Origin of the sequence: Brochothrix thermosphacta DSM 20171 = FSL F6-1036 (genome assembly GCF_036884295.1) — a bacterium.
GTDB classification, from domain to species: Bacteria; Bacillota; Bacilli; order Lactobacillales; family Listeriaceae; genus Brochothrix; species Brochothrix thermosphacta.
In genome coordinates, this window is sequence record NZ_CP145608.1 from 1,165,524 (window position 1) to 1,192,153 (window position 26,630).

General features: G+C 35.6%; 24 protein-coding genes. 18 read left to right on the forward strand and 6 right to left on the reverse strand.

Features of this window, described 5'->3' with window-relative positions:
- Window positions 1–5 precede the first annotated feature (5 nt).
- From V6S17_RS06020 to V6S17_RS12670, 3 genes are all read right to left on the reverse strand, one after another.
- Window positions 6–614 carry an ATP-binding cassette domain-containing protein gene (locus tag V6S17_RS06020; RefSeq protein WP_338515865.1) on the reverse strand — a complete coding sequence of 203 codons (609 nt, stop codon included), beginning with the start codon at window positions 612–614 and terminating at the stop codon, window positions 6–8.
- A gap of 2 nt (window positions 615–616) precedes the next feature.
- Entirely contained in the window at window positions 617–2,710 is a 2,094-nt protein-coding gene (locus V6S17_RS06025; RefSeq protein WP_029092440.1) for a DUF1430 domain-containing protein, read from the reverse strand.
- 226 nt (window positions 2,711–2,936) lie between these two features.
- The gene (locus tag V6S17_RS12670; protein ID WP_211250374.1) at window positions 2,937–3,134 is read right to left on the reverse strand and encodes a lactococcin 972 family bacteriocin; all 198 of its coding nucleotides are present in this window, start codon (window positions 3,132–3,134) and stop codon (window positions 2,937–2,939) included.
- An 895-nt stretch (window positions 3,135–4,029) separates the two neighbouring features.
- On the opposite strand from V6S17_RS12670, the gene V6S17_RS06030 reads away from it, so the two are divergent.
- From V6S17_RS06030 to V6S17_RS06070, 9 genes are all read left to right on the forward strand, one after another.
- Window positions 4,030–4,659 carry a hypothetical protein gene (locus V6S17_RS06030; protein WP_029092438.1) on the forward strand — a complete coding sequence of 210 codons (630 nt, stop codon included), beginning with the start codon at window positions 4,030–4,032 and terminating at the stop codon, window positions 4,657–4,659.
- Window positions 4,660–4,683: 24 nt separating this feature from the next.
- Window positions 4,684–5,307, forward strand: a complete 624-nt coding sequence (locus V6S17_RS06035; protein ID WP_029092437.1) for a hypothetical protein — start codon at window positions 4,684–4,686, stop codon at window positions 5,305–5,307.
- 12 nt (window positions 5,308–5,319) lie between these two features.
- Window positions 5,320–5,895, forward strand: a complete 576-nt coding sequence (locus tag V6S17_RS06040) for a hypothetical protein (protein ID WP_029092436.1) — start codon at window positions 5,320–5,322, stop codon at window positions 5,893–5,895.
- A gap of 289 nt (window positions 5,896–6,184) precedes the next feature.
- Window positions 6,185–7,402, forward strand: coding sequence for an MFS transporter (locus tag V6S17_RS06045; RefSeq protein WP_029092435.1), 1,218 nt, complete (start codon window positions 6,185–6,187; stop codon window positions 7,400–7,402).
- Window positions 7,403–7,809: 407 nt separating this feature from the next.
- Complete coding sequence (locus V6S17_RS06050; protein WP_029092434.1) at window positions 7,810–8,334, forward strand: SdpA family antimicrobial peptide system protein; 525 nt, start codon at window positions 7,810–7,812, stop codon at window positions 8,332–8,334.
- On the forward strand, window positions 8,327–9,217 hold the full coding sequence (locus V6S17_RS06055) for a sporulation-delaying protein SdpB family protein (RefSeq protein WP_029092433.1): 891 nt from the start codon (window positions 8,327–8,329) through the stop codon (window positions 9,215–9,217). Before V6S17_RS06050 ends, V6S17_RS06055 begins: the two co-directional genes overlap by 8 nt.
- A gap of 1 nt (window position 9,218) precedes the next feature.
- On the forward strand, window positions 9,219–9,845 hold the full coding sequence (locus V6S17_RS06060) for a hypothetical protein (RefSeq protein WP_051536017.1): 627 nt from the start codon (window positions 9,219–9,221) through the stop codon (window positions 9,843–9,845).
- A 704-nt stretch (window positions 9,846–10,549) separates the two neighbouring features.
- The gene (locus V6S17_RS06065) at window positions 10,550–11,179 is read left to right on the forward strand and encodes a hypothetical protein (protein ID WP_029092432.1); all 630 of its coding nucleotides are present in this window, start codon (window positions 10,550–10,552) and stop codon (window positions 11,177–11,179) included.
- A gap of 66 nt (window positions 11,180–11,245) precedes the next feature.
- A complete protein-coding gene (locus V6S17_RS06070; protein WP_029092431.1) occupies window positions 11,246–11,875 on the forward strand; it encodes a hypothetical protein in 630 nt (209 codons plus the stop codon).
- A 383-nt stretch (window positions 11,876–12,258) separates the two neighbouring features.
- Here the strand turns inward: V6S17_RS06070 and V6S17_RS06075 are convergent, their stop codons facing one another.
- The 3 genes from V6S17_RS06075 to V6S17_RS06085 form a co-directional block, all read right to left on the reverse strand.
- The gene (locus tag V6S17_RS06075; protein WP_029092430.1) at window positions 12,259–13,032 is read right to left on the reverse strand and encodes an acetoin reductase; all 774 of its coding nucleotides are present in this window, start codon (window positions 13,030–13,032) and stop codon (window positions 12,259–12,261) included.
- Between the two features lie 89 nt (window positions 13,033–13,121).
- Entirely contained in the window at window positions 13,122–14,000 is an 879-nt protein-coding gene (locus tag V6S17_RS06080) for a DMT family transporter (RefSeq protein WP_029092429.1), read from the reverse strand.
- A 143-nt stretch (window positions 14,001–14,143) separates the two neighbouring features.
- Window positions 14,144–15,847, reverse strand: a complete 1,704-nt coding sequence (locus V6S17_RS06085) for an Rqc2 family fibronectin-binding protein (RefSeq protein ID WP_029092428.1) — start codon at window positions 15,845–15,847, stop codon at window positions 14,144–14,146.
- A gap of 183 nt (window positions 15,848–16,030) precedes the next feature.
- Between V6S17_RS06085 and gmk the strand changes: the two genes are divergently transcribed.
- The 9 genes from gmk (at window position 16,031) to rsgA (ending at window position 26,629) form a co-directional block, all read left to right on the forward strand.
- Entirely contained in the window at window positions 16,031–16,651 is a 621-nt protein-coding gene (gene gmk, locus V6S17_RS06090) for a guanylate kinase (RefSeq protein ID WP_029092427.1), read from the forward strand.
- Window positions 16,652–16,686: 35 nt separating this feature from the next.
- Window positions 16,687–16,899 carry a DNA-directed RNA polymerase subunit omega gene (rpoZ, locus tag V6S17_RS06095; RefSeq protein ID WP_029092426.1) on the forward strand — a complete coding sequence of 71 codons (213 nt, stop codon included), beginning with the start codon at window positions 16,687–16,689 and terminating at the stop codon, window positions 16,897–16,899.
- Between the two features lie 134 nt (window positions 16,900–17,033).
- A complete protein-coding gene (gene coaBC / locus V6S17_RS06100) occupies window positions 17,034–18,239 on the forward strand; it encodes a bifunctional phosphopantothenoylcysteine decarboxylase/phosphopantothenate--cysteine ligase CoaBC (protein ID WP_029092425.1) in 1,206 nt (401 codons plus the stop codon).
- Window positions 18,240–20,648, forward strand: coding sequence for a primosomal protein N' (priA, locus tag V6S17_RS06105; RefSeq protein WP_029092424.1), 2,409 nt, complete (start codon window positions 18,240–18,242; stop codon window positions 20,646–20,648).
- A gap of 15 nt (window positions 20,649–20,663) precedes the next feature.
- Window positions 20,664–21,608, forward strand: coding sequence for a methionyl-tRNA formyltransferase (fmt, locus tag V6S17_RS06110; protein WP_029092423.1), 945 nt, complete (start codon window positions 20,664–20,666; stop codon window positions 21,606–21,608).
- Window positions 21,601–22,938, forward strand: coding sequence for a 16S rRNA (cytosine(967)-C(5))-methyltransferase RsmB (gene rsmB, locus V6S17_RS06115; RefSeq protein ID WP_029092422.1), 1,338 nt, complete (start codon window positions 21,601–21,603; stop codon window positions 22,936–22,938). The genes fmt and rsmB overlap by 8 nt, the downstream gene beginning before the upstream one ends.
- Window positions 22,939–22,958: 20 nt before the next feature.
- Window positions 22,959–23,711: a Stp1/IreP family PP2C-type Ser/Thr phosphatase gene (locus V6S17_RS06120; RefSeq protein WP_029092421.1), complete on the forward strand. Its 753-nt coding sequence runs from the start codon at window positions 22,959–22,961 to the stop codon at window positions 23,709–23,711.
- The gene (gene pknB / locus V6S17_RS06125; RefSeq protein ID WP_029092420.1) at window positions 23,708–25,726 is read left to right on the forward strand and encodes a Stk1 family PASTA domain-containing Ser/Thr kinase; all 2,019 of its coding nucleotides are present in this window, start codon (window positions 23,708–23,710) and stop codon (window positions 25,724–25,726) included. The genes V6S17_RS06120 and pknB overlap by 4 nt, the downstream gene beginning before the upstream one ends.
- Window positions 25,727–25,744: 18 nt before the next feature.
- On the forward strand, window positions 25,745–26,629 hold the full coding sequence (gene rsgA / locus V6S17_RS06130; protein WP_029092419.1) for a ribosome small subunit-dependent GTPase A: 885 nt from the start codon (window positions 25,745–25,747) through the stop codon (window positions 26,627–26,629).
- Window position 26,630: the final 1 nt, after the last annotated feature.

Here is a 26,630-nt window from a genome sequence, read left to right on the forward strand (position 1 = left end):
TCTTTCTATAAAGTGATTGTACGATCACACATAGCAGAAACAGTTTGATCGTGAGTAACGACAACAATCGTTTTACCAGCTTTTTTAAATTTAATAAGTTGAGACATCACGAATTCTTTATTAATAGCATCTAGTGAGCCAGTGGGTTCATCTGCAAGGATAATAGTGTGTGGTTTTAACATGATTCTTGCTAGAGCAATCCGCTGTTGTTCACCACCACTTAATGTAAAGACTTTTTGTTTTCTTTTATCGTATAAATTAAATTCAATCAAGACAGCTTTAATTGTTTCATTTTTATTTTTTTCTTGTGAGAATTTCATAGCAATCATCAAATTAGCTTCAACGGTTATCTGGTCAATTAAGCCATAATTTTGGAACAGGAGAGCAATATCATATCTGAGTTTGAGAATGTTTGATATGTTTTTATTGTCATTAATTGTGACAGTACCGCTATCACATTCTTCAATACCAGCAATCATATTTAATAAAGTTGTTTTCCCTGAACCACTGGGCCCCATTATTGCTATCATTTCATTTTCTAAGATGTGTTCACTGAAATCAGTAACGACACTATTTCCTTGGAATTTTTTCGAAATATTAGTTATTCTAATCATTATTACTCTCCTTTCATTACCTTATTAATACTATTTTTTTCAAACACAATAACAAAAAATAGTGTGATAATAAATGTAATCATTAAAGCAGCTGCTATAAAGATAAGCGTTCTACTATTAAGAGTAATCATTAAAGAGACGGACACTAAAACAGCAAGTAAAACCAGTAATTCTGTGAGCAAAAAGAAAATATGACGCTGTAATAAATTATAGCCATGACATTTTTTCACCGCTAACATTTTTTGTTGATACTCAATATATAAATTGGTGATAAAAAACAAGGTAATTAACAAGACGGTAGTTAAAGTTAGTAAAGTAAAGATACGCACATTTAACTCATTTTGCAACAAGACAATTTGTTGTGTGACTGTTTTTTTTACATTGTTTATATTTCGTATATTATCAACTAATTTATATTTTTCTAGAAGAGGCGTTAATTTTTTGAAGGCTTCATTTTCTCCTAAGTTTAAAAAAGCTAAACCATTAGAATAAGCGCTGGAAATCGTGCTAGGTGACGCTTTTTTACTGTCAAAAACAACGAAGATAGGCGATTCGATATTTGTATCAGAGAATTTAGTGAAAGTGTAGTCGTAAATAGGTATTTTTTGATGAGGGTATGTTTTTGACAAAACGTGAGGTGGTGTCTTTTTAGAAAGGATTAGTAATTCAGTCAAATTCTTTTTGAAAACATCTTTGTCTAATCTGTAATTATCCGGAAAGAGAGCAACTAAATCGCCTTTATTGTTTAACGATTTTTTTAATTGAGCATAATCGATTCCTAGTTGAGGATTTGCTTTAAAATAATTTAACGAAACCAATACATAAGGTAGTTCATCACTATTATCACCAAATTCTGCAGGATTCAGATAAAAATTACTAGGAGAGAGTATAAAACTGCCTTTTTTATCAAGCGCCGTATTTAATGAATGTATTTTATCTTCTACAACTTCTTCAGCGTCCTTACTAGCGGTTGTGATAGAAATACGAGTAGTATTGAACTTTTTAACCGTGTTAAAGGTTTCTAATTGAGCGATTTGATAATTTAATTGCCTTATCTCATTAGTCGTGTGTATTGATAATATCAGCAAGATTGCGAGGCATAAAAATTTAAATGTTTGTTGAACAATTAACAATTTATGATAGGGCTTTTTACCTTTGATCATCAAGTTAATTGTGATGAATTTCATGCTGATTAAACACAGATAGTAAATGAATAATACGCTTAAAAGGTAAACCACTATGAAAACAGTCGAGAAGATAAATAATTCTACTATTTGAATGCCACCATTAAACCACAAACACCAGGCAAAAATAGCACAAATGCTGATTAATATCATATAAATAATGATTCGTAATTTTTGATGGATGAACGCTACCTTTATTTGACGATTGTTATAACCTAACGTCTGGTAAATGGCAATTTCTTTAAAACGTTGCATCACTTCAAAAAAGGATATGAAAATGAAAGTAATTAAAAAGATTAAAATAGATATAATTAAAGGAACAATCATGTTTTCTGACATGATCGTATCTATCAAGTCAGTTCGTGAAATTTTTTTAACATCTTCAAAAATAAGTCCTTTTTGAATTAAAAAATCTTTTGTTTTTTTTATTTTTTCGGGAGTATCTGATTGAATGAAGTAGTAGCCAGTCAACCCTTCATTTTCAGCATTTTTGAGAGTAGTCAGCTGCACGTTTGTAATTGGATTAAAAAACTTAATTTCGTTATTTTTAGTTGATAATGTACCATTCGTGAGCAACTTTTCAGAGTCATTTTTTGACAGGTCATAGAGTGAAGAGACGCCATTTATATCACCAATTGAAACGTAGACGGTTTTATTATATTGGCTTGACACACTTTCGTTATAAAATTGGCGATAAAGATTAATCTTATTCGCTTTCGTGAAAGAATTAATTTCTTTGTTTAGAGCATTAACACTTAGATGCGAGGGTTGATCAGTCACTGAGATGGCTTCTGTGTTCGCTTTTGTTAAATAAATACTATCGTAATCTTCTTTCGCTTTATAAAGTTGAGTTGCTAAAAATAATGTAGTGATTAAACCGATAACGAAGAACAAAGACCATATTTTTTTCATATTTATATAACTCCTAATAAAAAGCCTATAAAAGTTCACAGGCTAGAGACTGAAGATAAACACTGTTCTAGGTCGTCACTCGCTCGTCGTTTCTACTATAACAGCATTTCTATTCAACCTGCTCAGATCGTAGACAAAGTTGTTTAAATCATTTTCAAATGAAAAGCAGTTTTGCGAGACTTTGTCTACAATCTGAATCCTATAAAAGTTCACAGGCTATTTTTGTTTATTTTGTATTCCAGTAAAACTGTGACGTACGCCACAATGATTTTTTTGCTGAGGCTTTAACCCATTTATTTTTAGATATCCAATCACTAGAGGTTGTGTAATTACCGACAGTCACAGAAGATTTATGTGTTTTACTTTTATGATAATAATTTGACCAAGAATAAATCTTACCATTTCCGTAATTCCATGTCACCACCAACGTTTACTTCATAAGCAAGTGCTGTTGTTGCAACTGATCCTAAAAGACCAATTGTTAAAATAGATAGCAATAATATTTTCTTCAAAACAATCTCCTCCATATTGTCAAACCTGTTTACAAACAAATAATACCATGGCTTAATAATTAAAATCAAACTAAAATAAAACCGTTAATTTGTGATTTTAAGACTATTTGTATTTAAAAGTTAGTCTTTTGGTTTATTTTTGATGAAAGAAGATGTAGTTGAAGGGCGATTTAGTATTAATAAATAGGAGGATATTATATTACTTAAAAACACTTGGAATTTAAGTATGATATTCTGCTATTAATTGAATGATTTACTTGGTACGGGATAAAATAATTAGTTGTTTGAGGGCATAAAAAAAGTGTCTGATTAGTATTATCAGACACTTTTGAATAGAGAAAACGATATGAATTTTTTTTTCATTGTTCTAGCTCTTTTTCTTAATAATTAAAATGGTTGTTTCAGCAAATGTTGCTGTCAATGCAAATAGTATTAAAACTGTGATAAATTCGCTGCCAATCGTTACATCTACAGCGGTATATAAAAAGAAGATATTACTAGCTGCTTTTATTATTTGAAAGGCTATTAGAAATGAAATTATATAAATGAGCATGTTTCTTAATTTTTTTCGCATCAGCAACCTCTATTCTTATTCAATCGTTTGTTGTTACTAAAATTAATTATATACGATTGTTCAAAGTAATTGTATAAAAAGTGTTTAAAATAAGGTGTTCAACCACAAGTTGTTAGCTCATAAACGTTGTTGTAACAAGGTTTTTAATCAAGTCTGCTTTTCAGTGTTCAAATCCAAGTAATAACGATGAAGTGCTATGCTATAATAAAATGGAACAGAAAGGAGCGAGCACAGTGAAACGTAAAACATTATTATCACTCGCTATATTAGTACTTATTATCGGAGGAGCTACAAGTTGGTTATTACTGAAAGCACCGAAAGAAAGTTATTTAAAAAGCAACGATTTAGTGGGGGCAGATGAATGGAAAGGCGTACTACATTTAATTGGAACTGATTATCGTTTGAACAAAACCGATGCTGAACGCACATTGGTTGTCTCATTGACACATTACAAAAACGGAAAACGTATTGGGAAGAGTGAACCTTTAGCAACGGGTTTAGCTGAAAAAAAAGGTGACTTTAAAATTTCATTTCTCTTCGATCAAAATGATGTTACCCATACTGATTATCAATTTAGTTTAGTAAATGATGGTACAATTACTAACTGGCCAGAAAAACCTATTGTTTTAAAAGAAAAGGATCAATTTGTAACGGATGGAACGCTTTCTGAAAAAACGGCGATCAAAAACAAACCGGTCGTTGGTTATGCTTATCGTCAAAAAGACAACAAACGTGTATTGTCACGCAAAGATGATGCGGCTCTCATTCGTAAATATAATCAACCTAAGCCAGAAATAGCAGCATTAAAAGCTTATGATGATCTCTATCTTTTTACTGCCGAATTTAAAAAAGCCATAAAATAAAAACTGCCTTTTGGGGGAGATTTAATGTCTAAAAAGAATATTTTGATTAGTACCGTAGTGTTATTTATTGCTATCGGTAGCTTGGCCTATTTTATGTTTATACTACCGCCCAAAACAAGCTACATAAAAATGCATAAACTTGCTTCTACTGAGGAATCCAGCGCACACATGATGGGTTTTGATTATAAACTGAACAAGAATGATATGACGAAAAAAGCAATTGCTCTGACGTTGGAACACTATACAAAAGGCGAGTATATTAAATCATTTGAACCAGTCATTATAACTGTATCAGAATCTAATTATTTCACGATAAGTGTATCGCCTGTCGAAAAAAATCGTGTCTACTTAAGTGTCAGAAATCAATACACAACATCCTCTTGGGAGCCTTCTTTTGTTGAACATAAGCATCAAATGGCTTCTATGATTGATAATGTAGTCACAGGAAAAACGTCATTAAGTGAAAAAGAAGTAGTGATAGGTTATCTAAATATCGTGACTTCTACTCAAGGGATGCTAGATTCTTCAGTGGATCAAAACCGGAAGCTAGTGAAAGAAGCTGATGGAAAAACCAAGCAATCTTTAGCAAAATTTGATGAATTATATGTCTTTAAGGCTAAACTAATCGACGATAAAATAAATAAATAGAGGTGAAACCTAATGAAGCACAAAATGTTACTAGGAACAATCATTGTTGCTGTAATTATGTTAAGTGCGTGTGGCTTTAACATCACACAATCATCTGATTCAGGAACTAAAAAAATTAAAACAGATGAATTGTTTGCCATGGATTATAAGGTGGCCAAAGCGGATGTTGATAAGCCTTTTATCTTTACTGTGGAGCGTTATGATAACGGCGTTTTAACATCAACTGAAGAAATAAAATTAGCTAATGAAGAACGATCAGGAACTTTGCGTGTTTTGAGCGAGAAGGATGCCTTTGCTAATTTTTGGTTTACATCAGGTAAAGGTAAGCAGGAGAGACAAGAGCATATTAAACTTAAAGATGTCGATAAACTGAGTGGTCAAATGGTTTCAGGTCAAATTTCTAAATCTGCCTTTTTGAGAGATTTTAATAAAGAGCAGCGCTTCGGTTATGTTGCGTTTGATGAAAATCCAGATGTCCAAAATACTAAAATAACATTTTCAAACTTTTTAAAGAATCAGCAAGATAAAGACTTTATTAAGCAATATAAAACAATATTTTTCTTTAATGTACGTCTAGCAGATAAATAATAGGACATCTCTTAAAACTTCATTAATTTGGGGTTAGAAGAGATGTTTTTTTGAGAGAACCCTTGTTTTTCTAGAAGCTTATGTATATATTAAAGGGACAAAGAAGAAATGTTAAGGACGTATTTCTGTGAGTGTGTCGAAAATGTAATTTAAAACTCAATGTATTTTCAAAACATTAGTTTAAATCTTTTTCTAAGAACTTATTAAGACTGAAGCATAACAGTCAGAATTATTGGTTAACTTTGGTCTTGAGGAAATATTAAGGGAATGTTTCTTTAAGGGGGATATTATGTCTAAAAAGAAGAATGAGAAACAAACGATTTCACGTAACAAGTTGTTGAAAGTTGCTGGTTTTGGTTGGTTGTTTGACGCAATGGATGTTGGAATTTTATCTTTTGTTATCGCGGCACTTGCAATTGAATGGCAGTTAACACCGACAGAGATGGGTTGGATTGGTAGTGTCAACTCAATTGGGATGGCGGTTGGAGCTTTTGTTTTTGGTGTTTTCTCAGATAGAGTAGGACGCAAAAATATCTTTATGATTACATTGATCGTGTTTTCGGTAGCGAACGGATTGTCAGCGTTCACAACATCTTTAGCTGGATTTATGGTATTGCGCTTTATTGTTGGGATGGGGCTTGGTGGTGAGCTACCAGTTGCATCAACATTAGTATCGGAAAGTGTTGCAGCACACGAACGTGGTCGAGTGGTTGTTTTACTTGAAAGTTTTTGGGCAGGTGGTTGGTTATTAGCCGCACTTATTTCTTACTTTGTTATTCCAACTTACGGTTGGCGAGTTGCATTGTTGATTACGGCAATTCCTGCACTTTATGCGATTTATTTACGCATTCACTTACCAGATTCACCACGTTTCACAGCAAAAAAAGAACAGGAAAAAGGCAGCGTTTGGCAAAATATCAAAACGGTTTGGTCCAAACAATATAAACGTCGTACGTTGATGTTATGGATTGTCTGGTTCACCGTTGTCTTTTCTTATTATGGCATGTTTTTATGGCTGCCGTCAGTCATGACAATGAAAGGTTTTAGCCTAATTAAAAGTTTTGAATACGTGTTGATTATGACGCTTGCACAATTGCCAGGTTATTTTACAGCCGCATGGTTAATTGAACGAGCTGGACGAAAGTTTGTATTAGCAGCTTACCTCACTGGGACAGCAATTTCGGCATTGGTATTTGGTAATGCAGATACAACGATGATGTTGATTATTTCGGGAATGTTCTTATCATTCTTTAACCTAGGTGCTTGGGGAGCGTTGTATGCTTATTCTCCAGAACAATACCCAACAGTCGTTCGTGGGACTGGAACAGGTATGGCAGCAGCTGTCGGACGTTTAGGAGGGGTGTTAGGTCCATTGTTAGTCGGAATGATGTTATCGAACGGCTCTTCAATTAATACAATCTTCAGCATCTTTTGCGGTGCCATTCTAGTGGGTGTTTTAGCTGTTGTTTTCCTCGGCACAGAAACAAAACAACTTGAATTGGATTAAGTGATACTCACAAAAGGTGACGCTAAAATAATGGTCCATCATTTGAATAAAAGAGCGATACTGCTTTAGTACTAATATATTGAAGAATAACATTTTGACGTTGCCGTCAGGATGTTATTTTTTTTGAGGCGGAATGATAGGATGACAAGCCGCTTGTTTAATCAACGAATTAAAACAGTTTTTCGACGAAGATATGAGAGATGAAACAGTTTATAATCAATTTTCAGATGATTAGCAGCCGCTAAAAGGCTGTTTAGTGGAATTACACTATTTATTTAGCTTCTTCAAAAAGACTGAAAAAACAGATTAATGTCGCATATCTATTGACTTTTTTAAACTGCAAATGTTAAGTTGACCTTATAAAAGGCCTTGTTAATTTTATATTATTATATTGGGAGGTTGTTAAAATGACCAAGCAATTTATTTTATTTGTAAGTTTGATACTGCTATACAGTGTTCTTTATCTGTATGCTTTAATGCCAGTAACTGCAAAGAATCCAATCAGTCAGCTACCGTTTGGAAAGATGATTAAAACGCAGCAATGGTTTCCGCAAGGCTGGGGTTTTTATAGTAAAGATCCTCGTGACATCACATTTCAAGTTGTTTCAATTAAAACAGGTAAACAAGCTGTTAGTTGGCCAAATAATCGAGCAAGCAATTGGTTCGGTCTTAAACGTTATGGGAGAGCACAAGGCATTGAAACTGGTTTGCTACAAGAAAACTTGCTATCCAAGGACTGGCATACAACAACGGAAGAGCCTTTAACCGCATTGAAAAAATTAACCCCTATCAAATTGAAAAATTTAACTCCTTCCCCAACAATTACAGGAGACATTGGTTTTATTAAACAGGAAGCATTACCTTGGGGCTGGGCAAAATATCAAAACACAACCATGCCTAGTAAGGTTTTACGGGTTTTAATTGATGATTAGACATCTTAGTCAATGGATCAATCAACGAATAACGTCATTTAATCCTTGGACCAATGTATATGGTTTAGTTAGATCTATCTTCGCTTTTTCCTTGTTTATCACTTTATTCTTCAATGATGCTACGCTATTATTTAGACCTTCATCTGGGAACCCGACATGGGTTAAAACAGATACGTTAAGTATGTTTTCGTTTGTTCCTGAAACCTCTTTTGCACTAAATTTAATTCGTATTATATGTTTAATCTTATTGCTGGTTGTTATGAGTGGTTGGCGTCCGCGTGTCACTTCTCTTTTTCATCTTTATATTGCCTACAGTATTAATTCTGGTGCGACAACTATAGATGGTGGAGAACAAGTTAATTTAGTAATGGCATTACTGTTATTACCGATTGCTCTTACGGATAATCGCAAATGGCATTGGCAAAATATAAGTTCAATTAATCGTCACTATAGCAAAACAATTGCCTATATTGCTTATGTTTTTATTCGCATACAAGTTGCGATTTTATACTTCCATTCATTTACAGCTAAATTAGATAATGATGAATGGCTAGATGGTACTGCTGTTTATTATTATCTATTAGATCCAATGCTTGGTTTACCAAACTTTCTAATGAACCCACTGCACTTTTTGTTAGCAAGTCCTTTTATAGTTGTGATTACGTGGGTAACATTATTTATTCAACTGCTGCTAGTCTGCGCTTTATTTATGAGTAAAAATAACTGGTCAAAAGTTTTGTGGTGTGCCGTATTATTTCATGAATTAATTGCTGTTTTACTCGGTTTAATAAGCTTTTCAATTGCAATGTTAGCAATGTTGATTATTTATTTACGACCATTAGAGCAAGTGTTTGTATGGCAAAAAAATAAGAGGAGGAAGTAGGATGAAACGTTCTTTAAAACACATTATTATAGCAATTGTTGTGGTTTGTTGTTTTGCTAGTGCAAGTCACTATTTCACACAATCTCAGAAAACTCAAGCAAGCGCTTTAACAAAGAATTTTAGTGGTGAGGAACTTTATCGAGGTATTTTCTTTTTTCAAGGTGAAGCAGGTAAAAAAATGAATGTAGAAGTCGCTAAGCAGGTGGAAAAAGCACAATCAAAACCTGAAACAAAACAATTTATTGATGAAAATATTGCGTATGTAAAAAAACAAGATCCTGATTACTTTAAAAAATTAGAACAGGCGATATATATAAAAGATTTTGTGAAAGTGAAACAACAAATTGCTCAAGGTAGTAAGTATTTTCAAGAAAATATGAAATCTTTCAATATGGAAGTACAAAACTCTCTTGATAGTTCTAGACAATTAGTTGCCGGACTTCTTGTTGTGGTATATGCAGGACTTATTTTCACAACTGTTGCAGGAGCAGCACATCTTGCTTACACCGTCAGCGTATATGTACAGGTAGGGATTAAACACTCAAAAGTAACCTATTATGAGGGGGATAATAATAGTAGATTTGGATTCGAAAAATTAATCAATAACGTTATTGAAAACTTTAATTAACCACCAAATTATAAAAATATTTTTGTTTTTAATTGAAGAGAAATATTTTATTGTATTATCAGTGATTTAATTACTTTGTTATTAGTAATGTATAAATTTAAAAAGACGTTTAATTGATTGGAAGTACAGTTAATATTTAATCTTTGATAATATATATTTGAGAAAAATTTTATTGTGGTATCAGTTATAAGTGTTAACTGATACTTACATAGGGAGTGATTATTTTAAAAAACCTATATTTCAATTTCGAACCAGCGCACTATTTTTATTGGTTCTATCAATGACTATTGTTGCCAGAGTAAGATTTCGATACTGCTGGCTATGCTTCAAAACTTGAGCAATCGTTTGTGTTTTTGTAGAACTTAATTTTTCAGGCAGGTTCATGATGATAAACACAAGTTAATATATTCATCATTAGCGTATACTCTCTGATAGAGCAGTCACAATTAAACTAAAAAATCTCGTGATATTAAGATCTTATCCTGTTATTTTAATTCCCATCGAATAATACCATCGGCATGGTAAAAGACCAACCATTTTTTTAAAAATTAAATATGAAGTTATCGAACAAAAATGATGTTTAATTATATTCGTCGTTGCTTCCATAAGTTTTATTACAGGAGGAACAGGTGTCAGTTTGCTAGTCCAATCAGGAAGTATCGTTGGGGTTACTTTTTAAATTAAGTTGAAAAGGAGTTTTTTAGATGAAAAAACAACTGCTTTATTTTATTCTACTTAATATTGCTGCAGTTTTTTTCTGGTGGTTAATTTGGGAGTCGTTACCTGATCAATTGCCAATGCATTCTGATGGGGCGAGGATTAATGCCTATGAACCTAAAATGCACACATTTATTACTATAACTATTTGTGTTGTAGGCTTTAGTCTATTGATGTTTATCCTATCGATTTGGCTCCTTAAATCAAAAGAAATAAGTGACAATATAACAAGGCAACAAGTAATACGTGTGCTCAATATAGTTCAAGTGATAAGCGTTGTTTTTCTAGTGCTAATTGCGCCAATGATGACCAACCAAGCACCGTATAAATATTTAGCGTTTGCTTTTCCATTAGTCCTTTTATATGAAGTTATTTTCAATCCAATTTTAAAAGTGCCTGTTTCGGGTATGTCAGCTAAGGTCTTAGGTTATCAGATTGTTAAGTACCATTTGACACAAACAGAACGAAAAGCATACGCTGTTATCGTCGTATTTTTAATTGTGTATAACTTCTTTTCAACTGATTTAACATGGTTTCTCTTGCAGTCAACTGTTTTTGTGGTTCTGTTGATGAAAATGGCTTTAAGTCTTTTAAATGAAGTTGAAAAAACAAAATGATTTTAAGTGTAAGTTGCTATTTTATAATTTATAGCGCCTATATATAATTGAAAAGGAGTTTTTTAGATGAAAAAACAACTGCTGTATTTTATTCTACTTAATGTCGCAGGAATTTTTTTCTGGTGGTTAATTTGGGAGTCGTTACCCGATCAGTTACCAATGCATTCTGATGGGGTGAGGGTTAATGCCTATGAACCTAAAATGCACGCATTTATTACTATTACTATTAGTTTTGCAGGCTTTAGTCTATTGATGTTTATAATATCGATTTGGCTCCTTAAATCAAAAAAAATAGGTGACAATATAACAAGGCAACAAGTAATACGTGTGCTCAATATAGTTCAAGTGATAAGCGCTGTTGTATCGGTGCTAAATGTACCAATGATGACCAACCAAGCACCGTATAAATATTTGGCGTTCGCTTTTCCCTTAGTCCTTTTGTATGAGGCCATTTTCAATCCAATTTTAAAAGTGCCTGTTACGGGTATGTCAGCTAAGGTCGTAGGTTATCAGATTGTTAAGTACCGTTTGACACAAACAGAACGAAAAGCATACGTCGTTATCGTCATATTTCTAATGGTGTATAACTTCTTTTCAACTGATTTAACGTGGTTTCTCTTGCAGTCAATTGTTTTGATGGTTCTGTTGATGAAAATGACCTTAAGTCTTCTAAATGAAGTTGAAAAAACAAAATGAAATTTTTTAACATAATCCATGTAAATAGTTGTACGAAAAACTTATTTATTTCAGTTATGTTAATGTTTTTAGGCTCTATAAATTACAATGTTTGTGAGTTTTCACTGATAGCTATTTTCATAAAAACACACAGTAACATTTTCAAAGTTCCTATAAAATTAAGTCACTACAACAAATTTATAGGGGGAATTAAAAATATCTTTTTCCAAAAACATGATGTTTAAAACAACTAGTGAAGGGAATTTTGAGGTTTTTTTTGTACGCATACTTACACAATAATCGTACTAGTCAATTCTCTAAAATAAAAAAACAGCCACTAATGTGACTGTTCGAGTTATATCAAAAGTAAAGATCAACCATTATTTACATTGTTTATAGAACGATTAGTTATAAACAAGACCACCATCTGTTAAAATAGTTTGCCCTGTGATATAGTCAGCGTCATCTGATGCTAAGAATGATACTAAATTCGCAACATCATCAGCAGTTTGGTAACGACCTAAAGCAATATTACCTGAAAATTTCTTGAAGGCATCACCTGGTTGCATAGAGTCATCACGCGCGACCATTGCTTCGTCAATTCGTTCCCACATACTTGTTTTGGCTACTCCAGGGCAGTAGGCATTGACAGTTATTTGTTCCGAAGCTAATTCTTTAGCAGCGACATGTGTAAATGCTTTAACCGCATGTTTTGTCGCAGAGTAGGTACCGAGCATTTCATACGCTTCATGCCCAGCAATACTACAGGCATTAATTACCTTACCTTTAGTACCTTGTTTCATGAATTGTTTTGCGGCTGCTTGCGTTCCAAAAACCACACCATTGACGTTGATTGAAAACAAGCGATTTAATTGTGCTTCATCAATCTCCAAGAAAGGTGAAACCGCATCAATGCCTGCATTATTTATAAATACATCAATATGATCAAAGGCTTTTACAGCTTCTGCAACTAAATTGAGCTGATCTGCCTGTTTCGAAACATCACCGGTGACAGCGACCGCATCAATACTGTTGTCTTTAAATTCTTTCAATGTATCGGCGAGCATGTCGCCATTAATATCATGTAATACAAGTTTAAAACCATCTTTCGCTAAACGTTGTGCAATCCCTTTACCTAAACCACCAGCTGAGCCAGTCACTACTGCTACTTTACTCATTTAAACATCTCCTTTAGTTAGATTTGGTAACCGCTTACAAGTGCATTCTAACAAACCTATTAACAATATGCTAGTGATTTGATTTAAAATTATTTTGCAGGTGGGATGAGTACCTTTTTCTGAGGTCGAATAGCATAAAAAAGACCAAAGAATATTGCTAAAATACCAATAATTTGTAACGATGAAGGTAAAAAGCCGATGATAATGATGTCTAGCAAAATCGCAACTGCAGGATCGATAAATACCATAAATGAGACGACAGTGGGTGTGAGGTTTCGAATACTACTATAGAGCAGTAAATAGACGATACCGGTATGAACAACACCAGTTAATAAAGCGTAAAACCATTGTGTATTTGTTAAATGTTGATAACTATCGTATTTAATAAAAGGAGCAAGTAACACAACTGCTGTAAACATTTGTATTAATGTCGTCATATAAACACTTGTTTTATGGAAGGTGGTTCCTAATAACATGGTACTTGCATAGAAGACAGCTGCCAAAAGGCCATAGCTGATGCCTTGCCAATTTGGTGTTTCAGCTGTGAAAACATCGGTACCCATTATAAAGATAGTTCCGACAAAACAAGCAAACATCGCAATCATAATACCGCGTGATAATTTCTCCCGGTAGATCATTGCCCCAACAACGAGCATAAGAATTGGTCCAATGTGGTAAAGCGAGATGGCAACTGTGATAGAAATTACTTCAAATGCTTTGAAAAGGAAAATCCAATTAAAAAGGTTACTGACGCCAAAGAGTGTAATCATTAACAGTTCGCGTTTGTCCCAGGTTTCTTTTTTATACGTACGGGTGAGTAGCCATACTGCTAAAAGGAATAGTGTGGCGCAGATTGAACGAACGAAAATCAATTCAATTGCAGGTAAACCAGTCAAGCGTGAAAAAAGTCCGATGGACCCAAAGATTGCCATCGCAATCGATAATTGTATTAAAGCTATTTTATTCATAGTGACCCCCCCTGTAGGTTAATGTAATTTTATTATGTAAACTTGAGGCGAAAGGTTTAAGTTTCAGATAAAAAAATACGGAGAGTATATCTCCGTATCAAGTTTGAATAATAAAGATTGTTTGTATTGCTTATGGTCCTTCGTTATTTAGCTTCTAATGACTCAACTAACTCTTTATCTGGTGTTACAAAGAGGGTTGTTTGATGATCATAAATAACATAACCAGGCTTAGCGCCATTTGGTTTGTGTACATGTTTGACTAACGTGTAGTCAACTGGGACTTGCGATGACAGTGATGCTTTAGAGTAGTAGCCGGCAATATTAGCAGCTTCTTCAAGCGTTTCTTGACTTGGCTCTAAGCTTTTCACAATAACATGTGACCCTGGTAAGTCTTTAACGTGTAGCCAAGTATCCATCTTATGAGCAAAACGATGTGTCAAATAATCATTTTGGATATTATTTCTTCCCACGAACATTTCAGTACCATCCGATGAAACATAACGGTGCAGATTTGGCTTTTTAGCTTTTTTCACTCGGTTATTTTTTGTTTTTTTAGCGCGTAAGTATCCTTGTTCAATCAACTCGTCACGAATTTCATCAATATCTGCAGGTGAAGCTGTATGAACTTGTTCAGCAACGCTGTTGAGATAAAGCAGTTCTGCCTCAGTTTTAGCTATTTGTTCAGCAACAATAATCACTGCTGTTTTAAGTTTTTGGTATTTATTGAAATAAGCCTGTGCATTTTGAGAGGGTGTTTTAAGAGGGTCAAGTGTAATAGTGACCTCTTTACCTTCATCATCATAATAGTTAACAACTCTTATTTTTGACATCCCTTTTTTAATTTCATGCATATAAGTCGTCAATAACTCACCTTGTAAACGAATATCATCCGCTTTCGTTGTTTCTTCAAGCGTTTGGTTTAACTTGGTGATTTTAAGTTCAGCTTTATTAATTTCGAGCTGTAACATATGTTCAATATCTTTTCCAATTTGATGAACTCTGTCTCGACGTGCTTTATCAGCATAAAAATTATCTAACAGCTCACTGAGTGAGTCGAATTTTTTAACCACAGTGTCGCTAGTCGCTAACTCAAAGTGGTAAAAATCCTCTTTATTGTTTGTAATAGTCCAAGTAGGCACGATAGGCTGTTTCATAGATTCTTTAAGTGCTATTAAAATAGCATTAGGATCATTTTTATCAGTAGCAGCTGCTACAACTTCGCGAGCAAATAATGGCGAGAAGCCAGCTACAACTTGTACCAAACGTTTAGCCAAGGGTAATTCATCTGCTAACATTGCTTCAATATCTGAAACGGTTAAGTCTTTTGGTGCAATTTTTTCTGTTTGAGCAGGTGGTAATAGATACGTTGCATTAGGTAGAAGTGTTCGATAAGAGTTATAGGCCATCGAAACATGTTTAATACAATCAATAATTGTGCCTTTTTCTTTATCTACTAGCAAGATATTAGAGTAACGGCCCATGATCTCAACATAAAGATCACAGAGACGCTCGTCGCCAATCTCATTTTTACCACGAAGATTAAATTTTAAAATACGTTCATTGGGCACTTGTTCAATCGATTCAATCACTGCACTTTCAATATATTTACGCAAAATCATGCAGAAGTTTGGTGGGACTGCAGGATTTGTTGTTTCCAAATCACTGATTTGAATACGTGCATAAGTTGGATGAGCAGATATAAGTAATTTATGGTTTTTACGTTGATTTCTTACGACAAAAATCAATTCCTGTGAATACGGTTGTTGGATACGCATAATTCTACCGCCGACAAGTTTTTCAGTAAGTTCTTGTGTCATAGCGGATAGAAAGAGACTGTCAAAAGCCAAATTTCTCACCCTTTCTGTTGTTTAACCTATTAATTATAACATGATGATAGATATTAATGGGAAGGAAAGGTCTAAAAAGCGAGAGTTAAGGAAAAAATATCTAACAGGATATCAATTTTTACTTGCAGTTCTGACGGATTACAAGTAATATTAGAGATGACTTTAAATAAAAGGAGTAGTCTCATGTCTGAAAAAGGTTTGTTGTTTGTATTATCAGGACCATCTGGCGTTGGTAAAGGTACGGTACGCCGTGCTGTCTTTGAAGATGAGAACACTAATTTCTCATATTCAATCTCGATGACAACCCGCACAAAACGCCCCGGTGAAGAAGAAGGCGTTGATTACTATTTCCGCACGAAAGAGGAATTCGAGTTATTGATTGAAAAAGATGAATTGCTAGAGTATGCGCAATTTGTGGATAACTATTATGGAACGCCACTGGAATATGTTGAAAAAACATTGTCAGAAGGGCAAGACGTCTTTCTAGAAATCGAAGTTCAAGGTGCGATGCAAGTACGCGAGAAAATGCCGGAAGCTGTCTTTATCTTCCTAACTCCGCCAAACTTGTCAGAGTTGAAAAATCGTATTGTTGGACGCGGAACAGAAACAAGTGATGTTGTTGATAAGCGTATGGAAACAGCACATCATGAGATTGAAATGATGAAGCATTATGATTACGCAGTGGTTAACGATGAAGTCGAACTTGCTGTTGAAAAAATCAAAGATATTGTTAGAATTGAACATATGCGTACAAAGTGGATGTATCCTAAGTATCGCTCAATGTTAGATGAAATTGTTGAATAAACCCAACGATTATAAATTGGAGGAATGTCAAAATGATGATTAAACCATCAATCGATTCATTATTAGAAAAAATAGATTCAAAATATTCACTTGTAGCTGTCGCTTCAAAGCGTGCTCGTGAAATGCTAGAAAAACCAAATAGCATGACTTTGGAAAATTATTCATCTGCTAAAAATGTTGGTAAAGCATTAGAAGAAATCGATGCTGAAACGTTGAAAATGATTCCTGCAAAAGGATACGAAGATTAAATTTAAAATTGAGAGCCGGCTCCTTAAAATGAGTTGGCTCTTTTTTTAAATCTATTGAGAAATAGCGTGGCTATTTACTGCCTAAATACTAATATCGTGGTAAAATAGACTGTATGAATAAGCGAGGTGGGACGATGATGAAAAAAAATATTGTGCTAGGTGTTACAGGCGGTATCGCATCTTATAAAGCTGTAACCTTAACCAGTCAATTAATAAAAGCCGGCTACAATGTCAAAGTCATTATGACTGAAAATGCCACACAATTTGTAACGCCGCTTACTTTCCAGGTGATGAGTCGAAATACGGTATATACTGATACATTTATAGAGCCTAATCCTGAAAAAATTGCTCATATTGAAGTGGCAGATTGGGCAGGTTTAATGATAATTGCGCCAACAACTGCCAATACAATTAGTAAAATGGCAACAGGAATTGCTGATAACATGCTAACGAGTGTTTATTTAGCAACATCAGCGCCTGTATGGGTTGCTCCTGCTATGAATGTTCATATGTATCAACACCCAGCAATTATCCGCCAAATCAATCAATTATTTGAAGATGGTATTCGTTTTATCGAACCATCTGAAGGTATATTAGCATGTGGCTACGTTGGAAAAGGCCGTCTAGAAGAGCCTGAAAAAATTGTTGCCAATATTGATGGTTTTTTTTCGAAAGAACAAACACTAGCAGGTAAAAATGTACTTGTTACTGCTGGACCTACAATTGAAGCAATCGATCCAGTGCGTTTTTTAACGAATCGCTCAACAGGTAAGATGGGTTTTGCGATTGCGAATGAGGCAGCGTCGCTAGGAGCTAACGTAACGTTGGTCACTAGCGTGAAAAATCTTGCTGTTGATGAACGGATTGAAGTGATCACAATTCAATCGGCGGAGGATATGTATAAAGCAGTGACGCAACGCAGTGAAACGATGGATATTATCATCAAAGCGGCTGCTGTAGCAGATTACACTCCGGATGCTTATCGTCCACATAAAATTAAGAAAAGCAACGACGACAAAGAAGCGTTTCATTTTATCCGTACCACAGATATACTAAAAACTTTAGGTCAAAATAAACCACAAGGACAATTGTTGATTGGTTTTGCTGCTGAGTCGCAAGATGTCGAAAAAAATGCACGCTTGAAATTAGAAGCTAAAAACCTCGATATGGTTGTTGCAAATGATATCTCTCGACAAGATACAGGATTTGGCGTTGATACCAACCAAGTGACATTGATTACAGCAAATGACATGAAAAAACTACCGCTCGTTACTAAAGAAGAAACAGCGTTGTTAATTTGGAAGGCTATTATTGCGTTACCTTTGATTGAGGTGAAGTAAATGCCGATTATTGCAAAGGTAATTGTTGATACACCTGCGATGACTGTTGACCGCCCTTTTGATTATTTGATTCCAGAACAGTGGCAAGACGTTATCCTGCCAGGAATGCGTGTAGCTGTTCCATTTGGTCCACGACAGTTGCTTGGGTATGTCGTAGCAGTCGCTGATGTGACAGCTCTTACCGATACAAAAAAATTAAAAGAAATCGTCGATATCTTTGATGTACGACCCGTTTTGACACCTGAAATGTTAGCGTTGGGTGAATGGATGGCGCAAGATTCACTTAATTTCAGAATTTCAATTTTCCAAACGATGTTACCCAACTTAATGCGTGGTTCCTATGAAAAGTATTTTGTATTGAAAAATTGGGACAATACCGCAGCTGTTAAACTGTTTGAAGGTTCTGAAACGCTTGATTGGAAAGCTGTAAAAGATAGTGAGTTTGTGACCGCGTTACAGCGCTGGATTCAAGCAGGTGACATTGAAACGGTTTATCGTGTTTCGAGTAAAGAGACCAAGAAAACAAAACGAGCATTGAAAAATTGTTTAACAGAAACTGAGTTGATTGCAGCTCTTGAGAGTTTAGGGAATCAAGCGAAAGCACAACAAAAATGTTTGGCAATGTTACTTGAATTAGAAGCAACAGAGTTGTGGGTGGATGAAGCAAAAGCGCGAGGTATTAGTGATGCTGTCTTACGTTCAGTAGCCGAAAAAGGTTGGGTGACTATTTTTGCTAAAGAAATTGATCGAGACCCATATGCTAACCACCATTTTGAAAAATCAGAGCCACTGGATTTAACGACAGATCAAGAAACAGTTTTTCAACGTATTTTTGAGGTGCAACGTGAAAAAATTGCTAAAACATTTCTGCTTCATGGTGTTACGGGCAGTGGTAAAACAGAAGTTTACCTCCAAACAATTGCCGAGGCACTTAAATTAGGGAAACAAGCGATTATGCTAGTGCCAGAAATTGCGTTGACACCACAAATGGTCGAGCGTTTCAAATCACGATTCGGAAAAAAAGTTGCCGTTCTTCATAGTGCTTTATCAGCGGGTGAGCGTTTAGATGAATGGCAAAAAATCGAACGTGAGGAAGCAGATATTGTTGTAGGTGCGCGTTCTGCTATTTTTGCACCACTAACCAATATTGGGTTAATTATTATTGATGAAGAACATGAAGCAACATATAAACAAGAAGATTACCCACGTTATCATGCACGTGAAGTTGCCTTATGGCGAGCACAACACCATCAATGTCCAGTAGTGCTTGGAAGTGCAACACCCAATGTGGAAAGTTTTGCACGTGCAACAAAGGGTGTTTATGAGTTACTAGAGTTACCCGAACGCGTTAATAATCGTCCATTACCCACGGTTGAAATTGTCGATTTGAAGGATGAGTTACGTCAAGGCAATACGAGTTCTTTTTCTACTGTGTTGCTAGATAAAATTAAAGATCGTCAGCAAAAAGGTGAACAAACTGTTTTGATGCTTAACCGTCGTGGTTTTGCATCGTTTGTCATGTGCCGTGATTGCGGTTTTGTTCCTGAATGCCCCAACTGCTCAATTACATTAACCTATCATAAATTACGTCATCAGTTAAAATGCCATTATTGTGGTCATCAAGCACCAATGCCACCCCAATGCCCAAGTTGCCAATCTGAGCATATCCGTCAATATGGTACAGGAACGCAAAAAATTGAAGAAGAATTGTTAGAATTATTACCCGATATTCGTATCATCCGGATGGATGTTGATACAACAAGTCGCAAAGGCGCTCATGAAAAATTATTAACAGCATTTGGTAACGGTGAAGCAGATATATTATTGGGCACACAAATGATTGCGAAAGGGCTCGATTTTCCTAACATTACATTAGTGGGTGTCCTCAATGCAGATACTGCATTAAATGTCCCTGATTTTAGGGCTTCTGAACGGACCTTCCAATTACTAACACAAGTGAGTGGTCGGGCAGGGCGCCATCAATTGTTAGGTGAAGTGGTGATACAAACTTTTAACCCAGATCATTACAGCATCCAACTGGCACAATATCAAAATTATATCGCTTTTTATAATCAAGAGATGGGATTGCGGAAACTTACAGGATACCCACCTTATTATTTAACAGCCTTAATACAAGTGACAAGTACTGATGAACGTAAAGGAGAAGAGACAATTGCTAATATCACTGGCTTCTTGAAACGTGAATTAAATGAGCAAACAATCCTCTTGGGACCTACACCAGCACCAATCGCTAAAATAAAAAATCGCTACCGTTACCAATGTCTGATAAAATATAAAGTAGAGCCCAATTTAAGGGATGTGTTACGACGCGTTTTAGAAACGTATCAAAAAGAAATACGAAACGGTTTGACGGTATCCATCGATTTCGAACCTTATACAATGATGTGAGACAAGGAGACATACATGACAAAAATTATCTTTATGGGAACACCTGATTTTGCAGTACCTGTATTACAAAAATTAATTGCTGACCCATCTATTAGCATCGAGGCTGTGGTAACACAACCCGATCGTAAAGTAGGGCGCAAACATATTTTGACACCAACCCCAGTTAAAAAAGCAGCAGTTGCTGCAGATTTAAACGTTCTTCAACCAGAAAAACTACGCACTTCGGAAGAATTAGAAACACTGATCAACATGGATGTTGATTTGTTAATTACAGCGGCCTATGGTCAAATTTTACCGAACAGTCTTTTGGAAGCGCCTCGTTTAGGTGCGATTAATGTGCATGCGTCATTATTGCCAAAATTACGTGGTGGGGCACCGATCCATTATGCATTGATTGAAGGGCATAAAGAAGCGGGCGTTACGATTATGTATATGGCTGAAAAATTAGATGCCGGTGACATGTTGAGCCAATCAGCAATTCCGATTGAAGAAGAAGATAATGTGGGCACGCTGTTTGAAAAATTAAGCATTGTTGGCGCTGATTTATTGGTAGAAACGTTGCCAGCAATTTTAGATGGTTCAATTGTTGCAGTGCCGCAAAATGAAGCAGAGGTAACTTTCGCGCGTAATATTAGTCGTGAGCAAGAACGTATTGACTGGAATAAGTCGGCACGTGCGATTTTTAACCATGTACGTGGAATGAACCCATTCCCATCAAGTTTCACTACATTTGAAGGTGGAAACTGGAAAATTTGGGAAGTGGTTGAAAGTTTTGAAGAAACAACAGCGCCTGCAGGTACAATCGTAAGTGTGGATCAAACAATCCGTGTCGCTGCTGGCGATGGAAAAACAGTGGATATTAAAGTATTCCAACCCGCTGGAAAACAGCGAATGACAACAAGTGATTATTTAAGAGGCTCAGGTAAAAACCTTGAAGCCGGAAAGCGTTTAGGTGAATAAAGTGGGAACAGTCCGTGAAGTATCATTAAGCATATTAGAAAAAATTGAGAAACAACAAGCATACAGTCATTTATTGATTCATGATGCGATGACAAAAAATCATGTTAAACCGATTGATAAAGGTTTGTTAACAGAACTTGTTTACGGTACGATTCAACGCCAAATGACGTTGGACTTTTACATGGAGCAATTTGTATCTAAACCAGAAAAATTAGAAATTTGGGTCAAATTATTATTGCGTGTTTCTTTTTACCAGTTATATTTCCTTGATAAAGTACCCGATCATGCCATCGTAAATGAAGCGGTCAACATTGCTAAAAAACGTGGACATGTCGGCGTGTCTAAATTAGTAAACGGCGTTTTGCGTACAGCGATTCGTGAAGGTCAACCTGATGTTGCGGCATTAGTGAAAGAGCCAATGAAACGTTTATCAATTGAAATATCTGTGCCACTTTGGTTAACAGAACGTTGGGTTGCGCAATATGGCGAAGCTAAGACACGTGAAATTGGTGAAGCTTTACTTGTACCACCACATCAAACATTACGCGTGAACCCATTAAGAGGTAACATTGATGAAATCATCGAAGCGCTCGTTGCTGATGGTTTTGAAGCAGAAGCCCATCCATTAGTACCTGAAGCGATCATGGTATTTGGTGGTAATGCTGCAAATCATCCAATGTTCCAATACGGTGCGTTTTCAATTCAAGATGAAAGTTCAATGCTTGTTGCACATGCGCTACATCCAGAACCAGGTATGCGTGTGTTAGATGCTTGTGCAGCACCGGGTGGGAAAACAACTCATATTGCTGAATTGATGAATGATGAAGGACAAATCGATGCATTAGATATTCATGCACATAAAACAAAATTGATTGCACAAGGTGCTAAACGCCTAGGTCATACTATTATCAAACCATTCCAAGCGGATGCACGCCAATATGGTAAAGATATTGAAGAAGAATTATACGATCGTATCCTTGTAGATGCACCTTGTAGTGGTTTTGGTGTTATTCGCCGCAAGCCAGATATTAAGTATCAAAAAACAGCAAAAGATGTGGCATCACTTAGCGTGATTCAATTTGATATTTTGGATGCACTTGCACCATTACTCAAAGTGGGTGGCCGTCTTGTCTATAGTACATGTACGATTGATGAAGATGAAAACCGTAACGTATGGGAACGTTTTTTAGAAGCCCATCCTAACTACGAAAAAGCGCCTTTATCATTACCAAATGATTTAACAACGTTAGATCAAACGGATTTACAGTTGTTGCCAGACAATAATTTTAGCGATGGTTTTTATATATCTTCATTTAAGCGTATTCGTTAATTGTATAGAGGTGAATATAAATGAGAGCAGTAGGCCAAACAGATAAAGGTAAAGTCAGAACAAATAATGAAGACCGTGTGGCGATTATCACAAACCAAACAGGACAACAACTATTTGTTGTTGCTGATGGGATGGGTGGTCATCGCGCTGGGCAAATCGCCAGTGAGTTGACAGTGAGTTACTTAACCACTTATTTTGAGAAGTTAATGATTCGTATGGATGATGACCAAGCACAAAGATGGTTGGGTCAAACTCTTCAATTAATTAACGAGAAACTTTTTCAAGAAGGCGAGTTAAACCCTGACCTAAAAGGGATGGGAACAACGATTGTTTGTGCGATTGATATCGATGAGGACACATTAGCTATTGCGCATGTAGGCGATAGCCGTGCCTATATCGTTAATGAAAAAGAGTTCAAGCAAATAACAGAAGATCATTCATTGGTACAAGAGCTTGTAAAAAAAGGTGAAATTTCAAATGAAGAAGCGAAGATTCATCCGCGACGTAATATTGTATTACGTTCTTTGGGTGTATCGGGATTTGTAAAAGTTGAATGTCAGATTATCGAAAAAGAAAGCAAAGATATTTTGTTGCTTTGTTCAGATGGTTTGAATGACGCTTTGACCGAACAAGAGATGATTACCCTGTTGACTTCGAAACTGACGATTGAAGATAAAGTAAAAAAACTAATTGATGCTGCAAATGCTCATGGTGGGCAAGATAATATTTCAGTTATTATTGCTGTTTCTGAAAAGGGAGGTGACGAGTTATGATAATTGGAAAACGACTGAGTGGTCGTTACGAAATTCTTCGTGTGATAGGTAGCGGGGGAATGTCTAATGTCTATCTTGCGCGTGATGTTATTCTGGAACGAGATGTAGCAGTAAAGCTAATGCGTGTTAGCATGGCCAATGAAGAACAACTCGTTCGCCGCTTTCGAAGAGAAGCACAAGCAACCACACAATTAATGCATCCTAATATTGTTGATATTTTTGATGTTGATGAGGACCATGATAATCATTTTATCGTTATGGAGTACATTGCGGGGATGGATTTAAAAGCTTATATTAATCATGCTGCGCCATTGCCCTTATCGATTGTTGTACGTATGATGCTGCAGATATTATCTGCAATTTCTCATGCGCATGGGCAACATATTATCCATCGAGATATTAAGCCTCAAAATGTCTTAATCGATGCAGAGGGTAATGCTAAAATTACAGATTTTGGTATTGCGATGGCGTTATTTGAAACATCGATGACGCAAACGAATACTACCTTAGGTTCTGTGCATTATCTCTCGCCTGAACAGGCGCGTGGGGGTGTCGCGACGCCTAAATCGGATGTTTATTCTTTAGGAATCATGCTCTACGAAATGATTACAGGTATTTTACCGTTTGACGGTGAATCTCCTGTTGCCATTGCAATTCAACAATTACAATCACCGATGCCACTCCTATCAGATAAAGTGCCTGATATTCCAATGAGTTTACAAAACATCGTGATGAAAGCAACGGCAAAAGAATCAATTAATCGTTACAGTACTGTTGAAGAAATGAAAGAAGACATTGCGACAGCCTTAATGCCTAGTCGTATCAATGAAGCACCGTATGATATTCATTCCGCTGATTATTCCGAAACAAAAACAATTCCCATTCAAACAGCAACAATTAAAGATAAGATTGCCGACATTGAAGGTTTGGAAACGAATAAGGTTGATGAACCAATTATCGATCAGAAAAAAGAAAAAAAGAGCAACAAAAAAGTAAATAAAAAGCGCCGGTGGCTTATTATTATCATCGCATTCATAGCCATAGCTGGGATTGTGGGTTCATACTTTTACTACACGAGTCAAAAAACATATGCTGTAGCTGACGTCACTAATATATCGCAGCAGGCAGCGATTGCTCGTTTACAAAAAGATGGTTTTCGTATTGGTAAAACAACGGAACAAAACAGTGATAAAGTTGAAAAAGGCTATATCATTAAGACCGATCCAGAAGCGGGTGAAAAGCTCAAAAAAGGTGACACAATTGATCTCTTTATTTCCATCGGAAAGAAAGAATTCGCAATTGATGATTACCGAGGTAAAAATATCGATGATGTAAAAGAAGAGCTGGAAAAAGCGGGCTTCAAAAAAGTAACAACTACACCAGTAAATAGTGATGAAATAGAGACTAATGAAATTACTTCGCAAAGTATTCAAAAAGGCTTAAAAATTGTGCCTAGCGAGACAACAATTGAGTTAGAATTTAGTTCAGGACCAGCTGCTATCACCTTGAAAGATTTATCAGGTTACAATAAAAGTTCTGTGAAAGATTATGCGACAGATAATGGCTTCGAATTGACAACCACTGATGAATTTTCAGATAAGGTTGCAGAAGGTCAAGTCATCTCACAAACACCTGAAGCAGGTACAGCGATGAATAAAGGTCAGGCATTAGCCGTTGTTATCTCTAAAGGTGTTGAAAAACCGGAGAAAACGATTGATAGAAAACTGACGATTAAATATACGGGTGACGAAGATATAGCAGGTGATCCTACAAAAGAAGATGAGGAAGACGAAGGCAATGACTCATCTTCTAGTGAAAAAGAAAAAACATCACAAAACATAAAAATATATCTTAAAGATAAAACGCATAAAATAAGTGATGTGTATCAATCCTTCTCGATTACAGAAGACCATGATGTCACGTTATCTTTTGTGTTAGATGCAAAAACTGAAGGTGCCTACATTATTGAACGTGATGGCGAAAAAATTGAGCAAGATACCGTTGTTTATGAATAAAACTAAAGGAGTGAGAATTTGCATAAAGGTCGAATTGTAAAGTCATTAAGCGGCTTCTACTATGTAGAAACAGCAGAAAAAGAAATGTACCAAACACGAGCGAGAGGTAACTTTCGTGCTAGCGGTATAACACCATTAGTAGGTGATTGGGTTGAATTTCAAGCAGACAACAAAAAAGAAGGTTACATTCGCGCGATGGGCAAGCGAGATAATTCGTTTGTTCGTCCACCTATTGCGAACGTTGATCAAGTATGGCTGTTTTTTTCAGCAGCAGAACCCGATCTTTCAACCACGTTGATTGATCGTTTTCTGGTGGCCATTGAAAAAGAAAATGTCACGCCATTAATGTTCATTACTAAAATGGATTTATTATCTGATGAAGAGCAAACAGAAATCAGAAAAACAACGGATGTCTATGTTAAAATGGGTTATAAAGTAATCATTTTAAATGAGTACAAACAAGAATCAATCAAAGAACATGCAGCAGAATGGCTCGGTGATAATGTTTGTGTAATTGCTGGACAATCAGGTGTTGGTAAATCAACATTTTTAAATTCATTACACCCTGAATGGAAATTAGAAACAGGCATCATTTCAGCAGCATTAAATCGTGGTAAACATACAACACGACATGTTGAATTATTACCTTTTGGATCAGGCTACATTGCTGACACACCAGGTTTTAGCCAAATTGATATAACAGACTTAACACCAGAAGGTTTGGGTTATTGTTTCCCAGACTTTATGCAACAAGGTAGCTGTAAATATCGTGGATGTGTCCATCAAAATGAACCACATTGTAAGGTGAAAGAAGCCGTTGAAACAGGTGACATTGCAGCGTTTAGATACAAACATTATTCATCGTTTTTAATTGAAATACAACAAAAAAAACGGAGGTATTAAC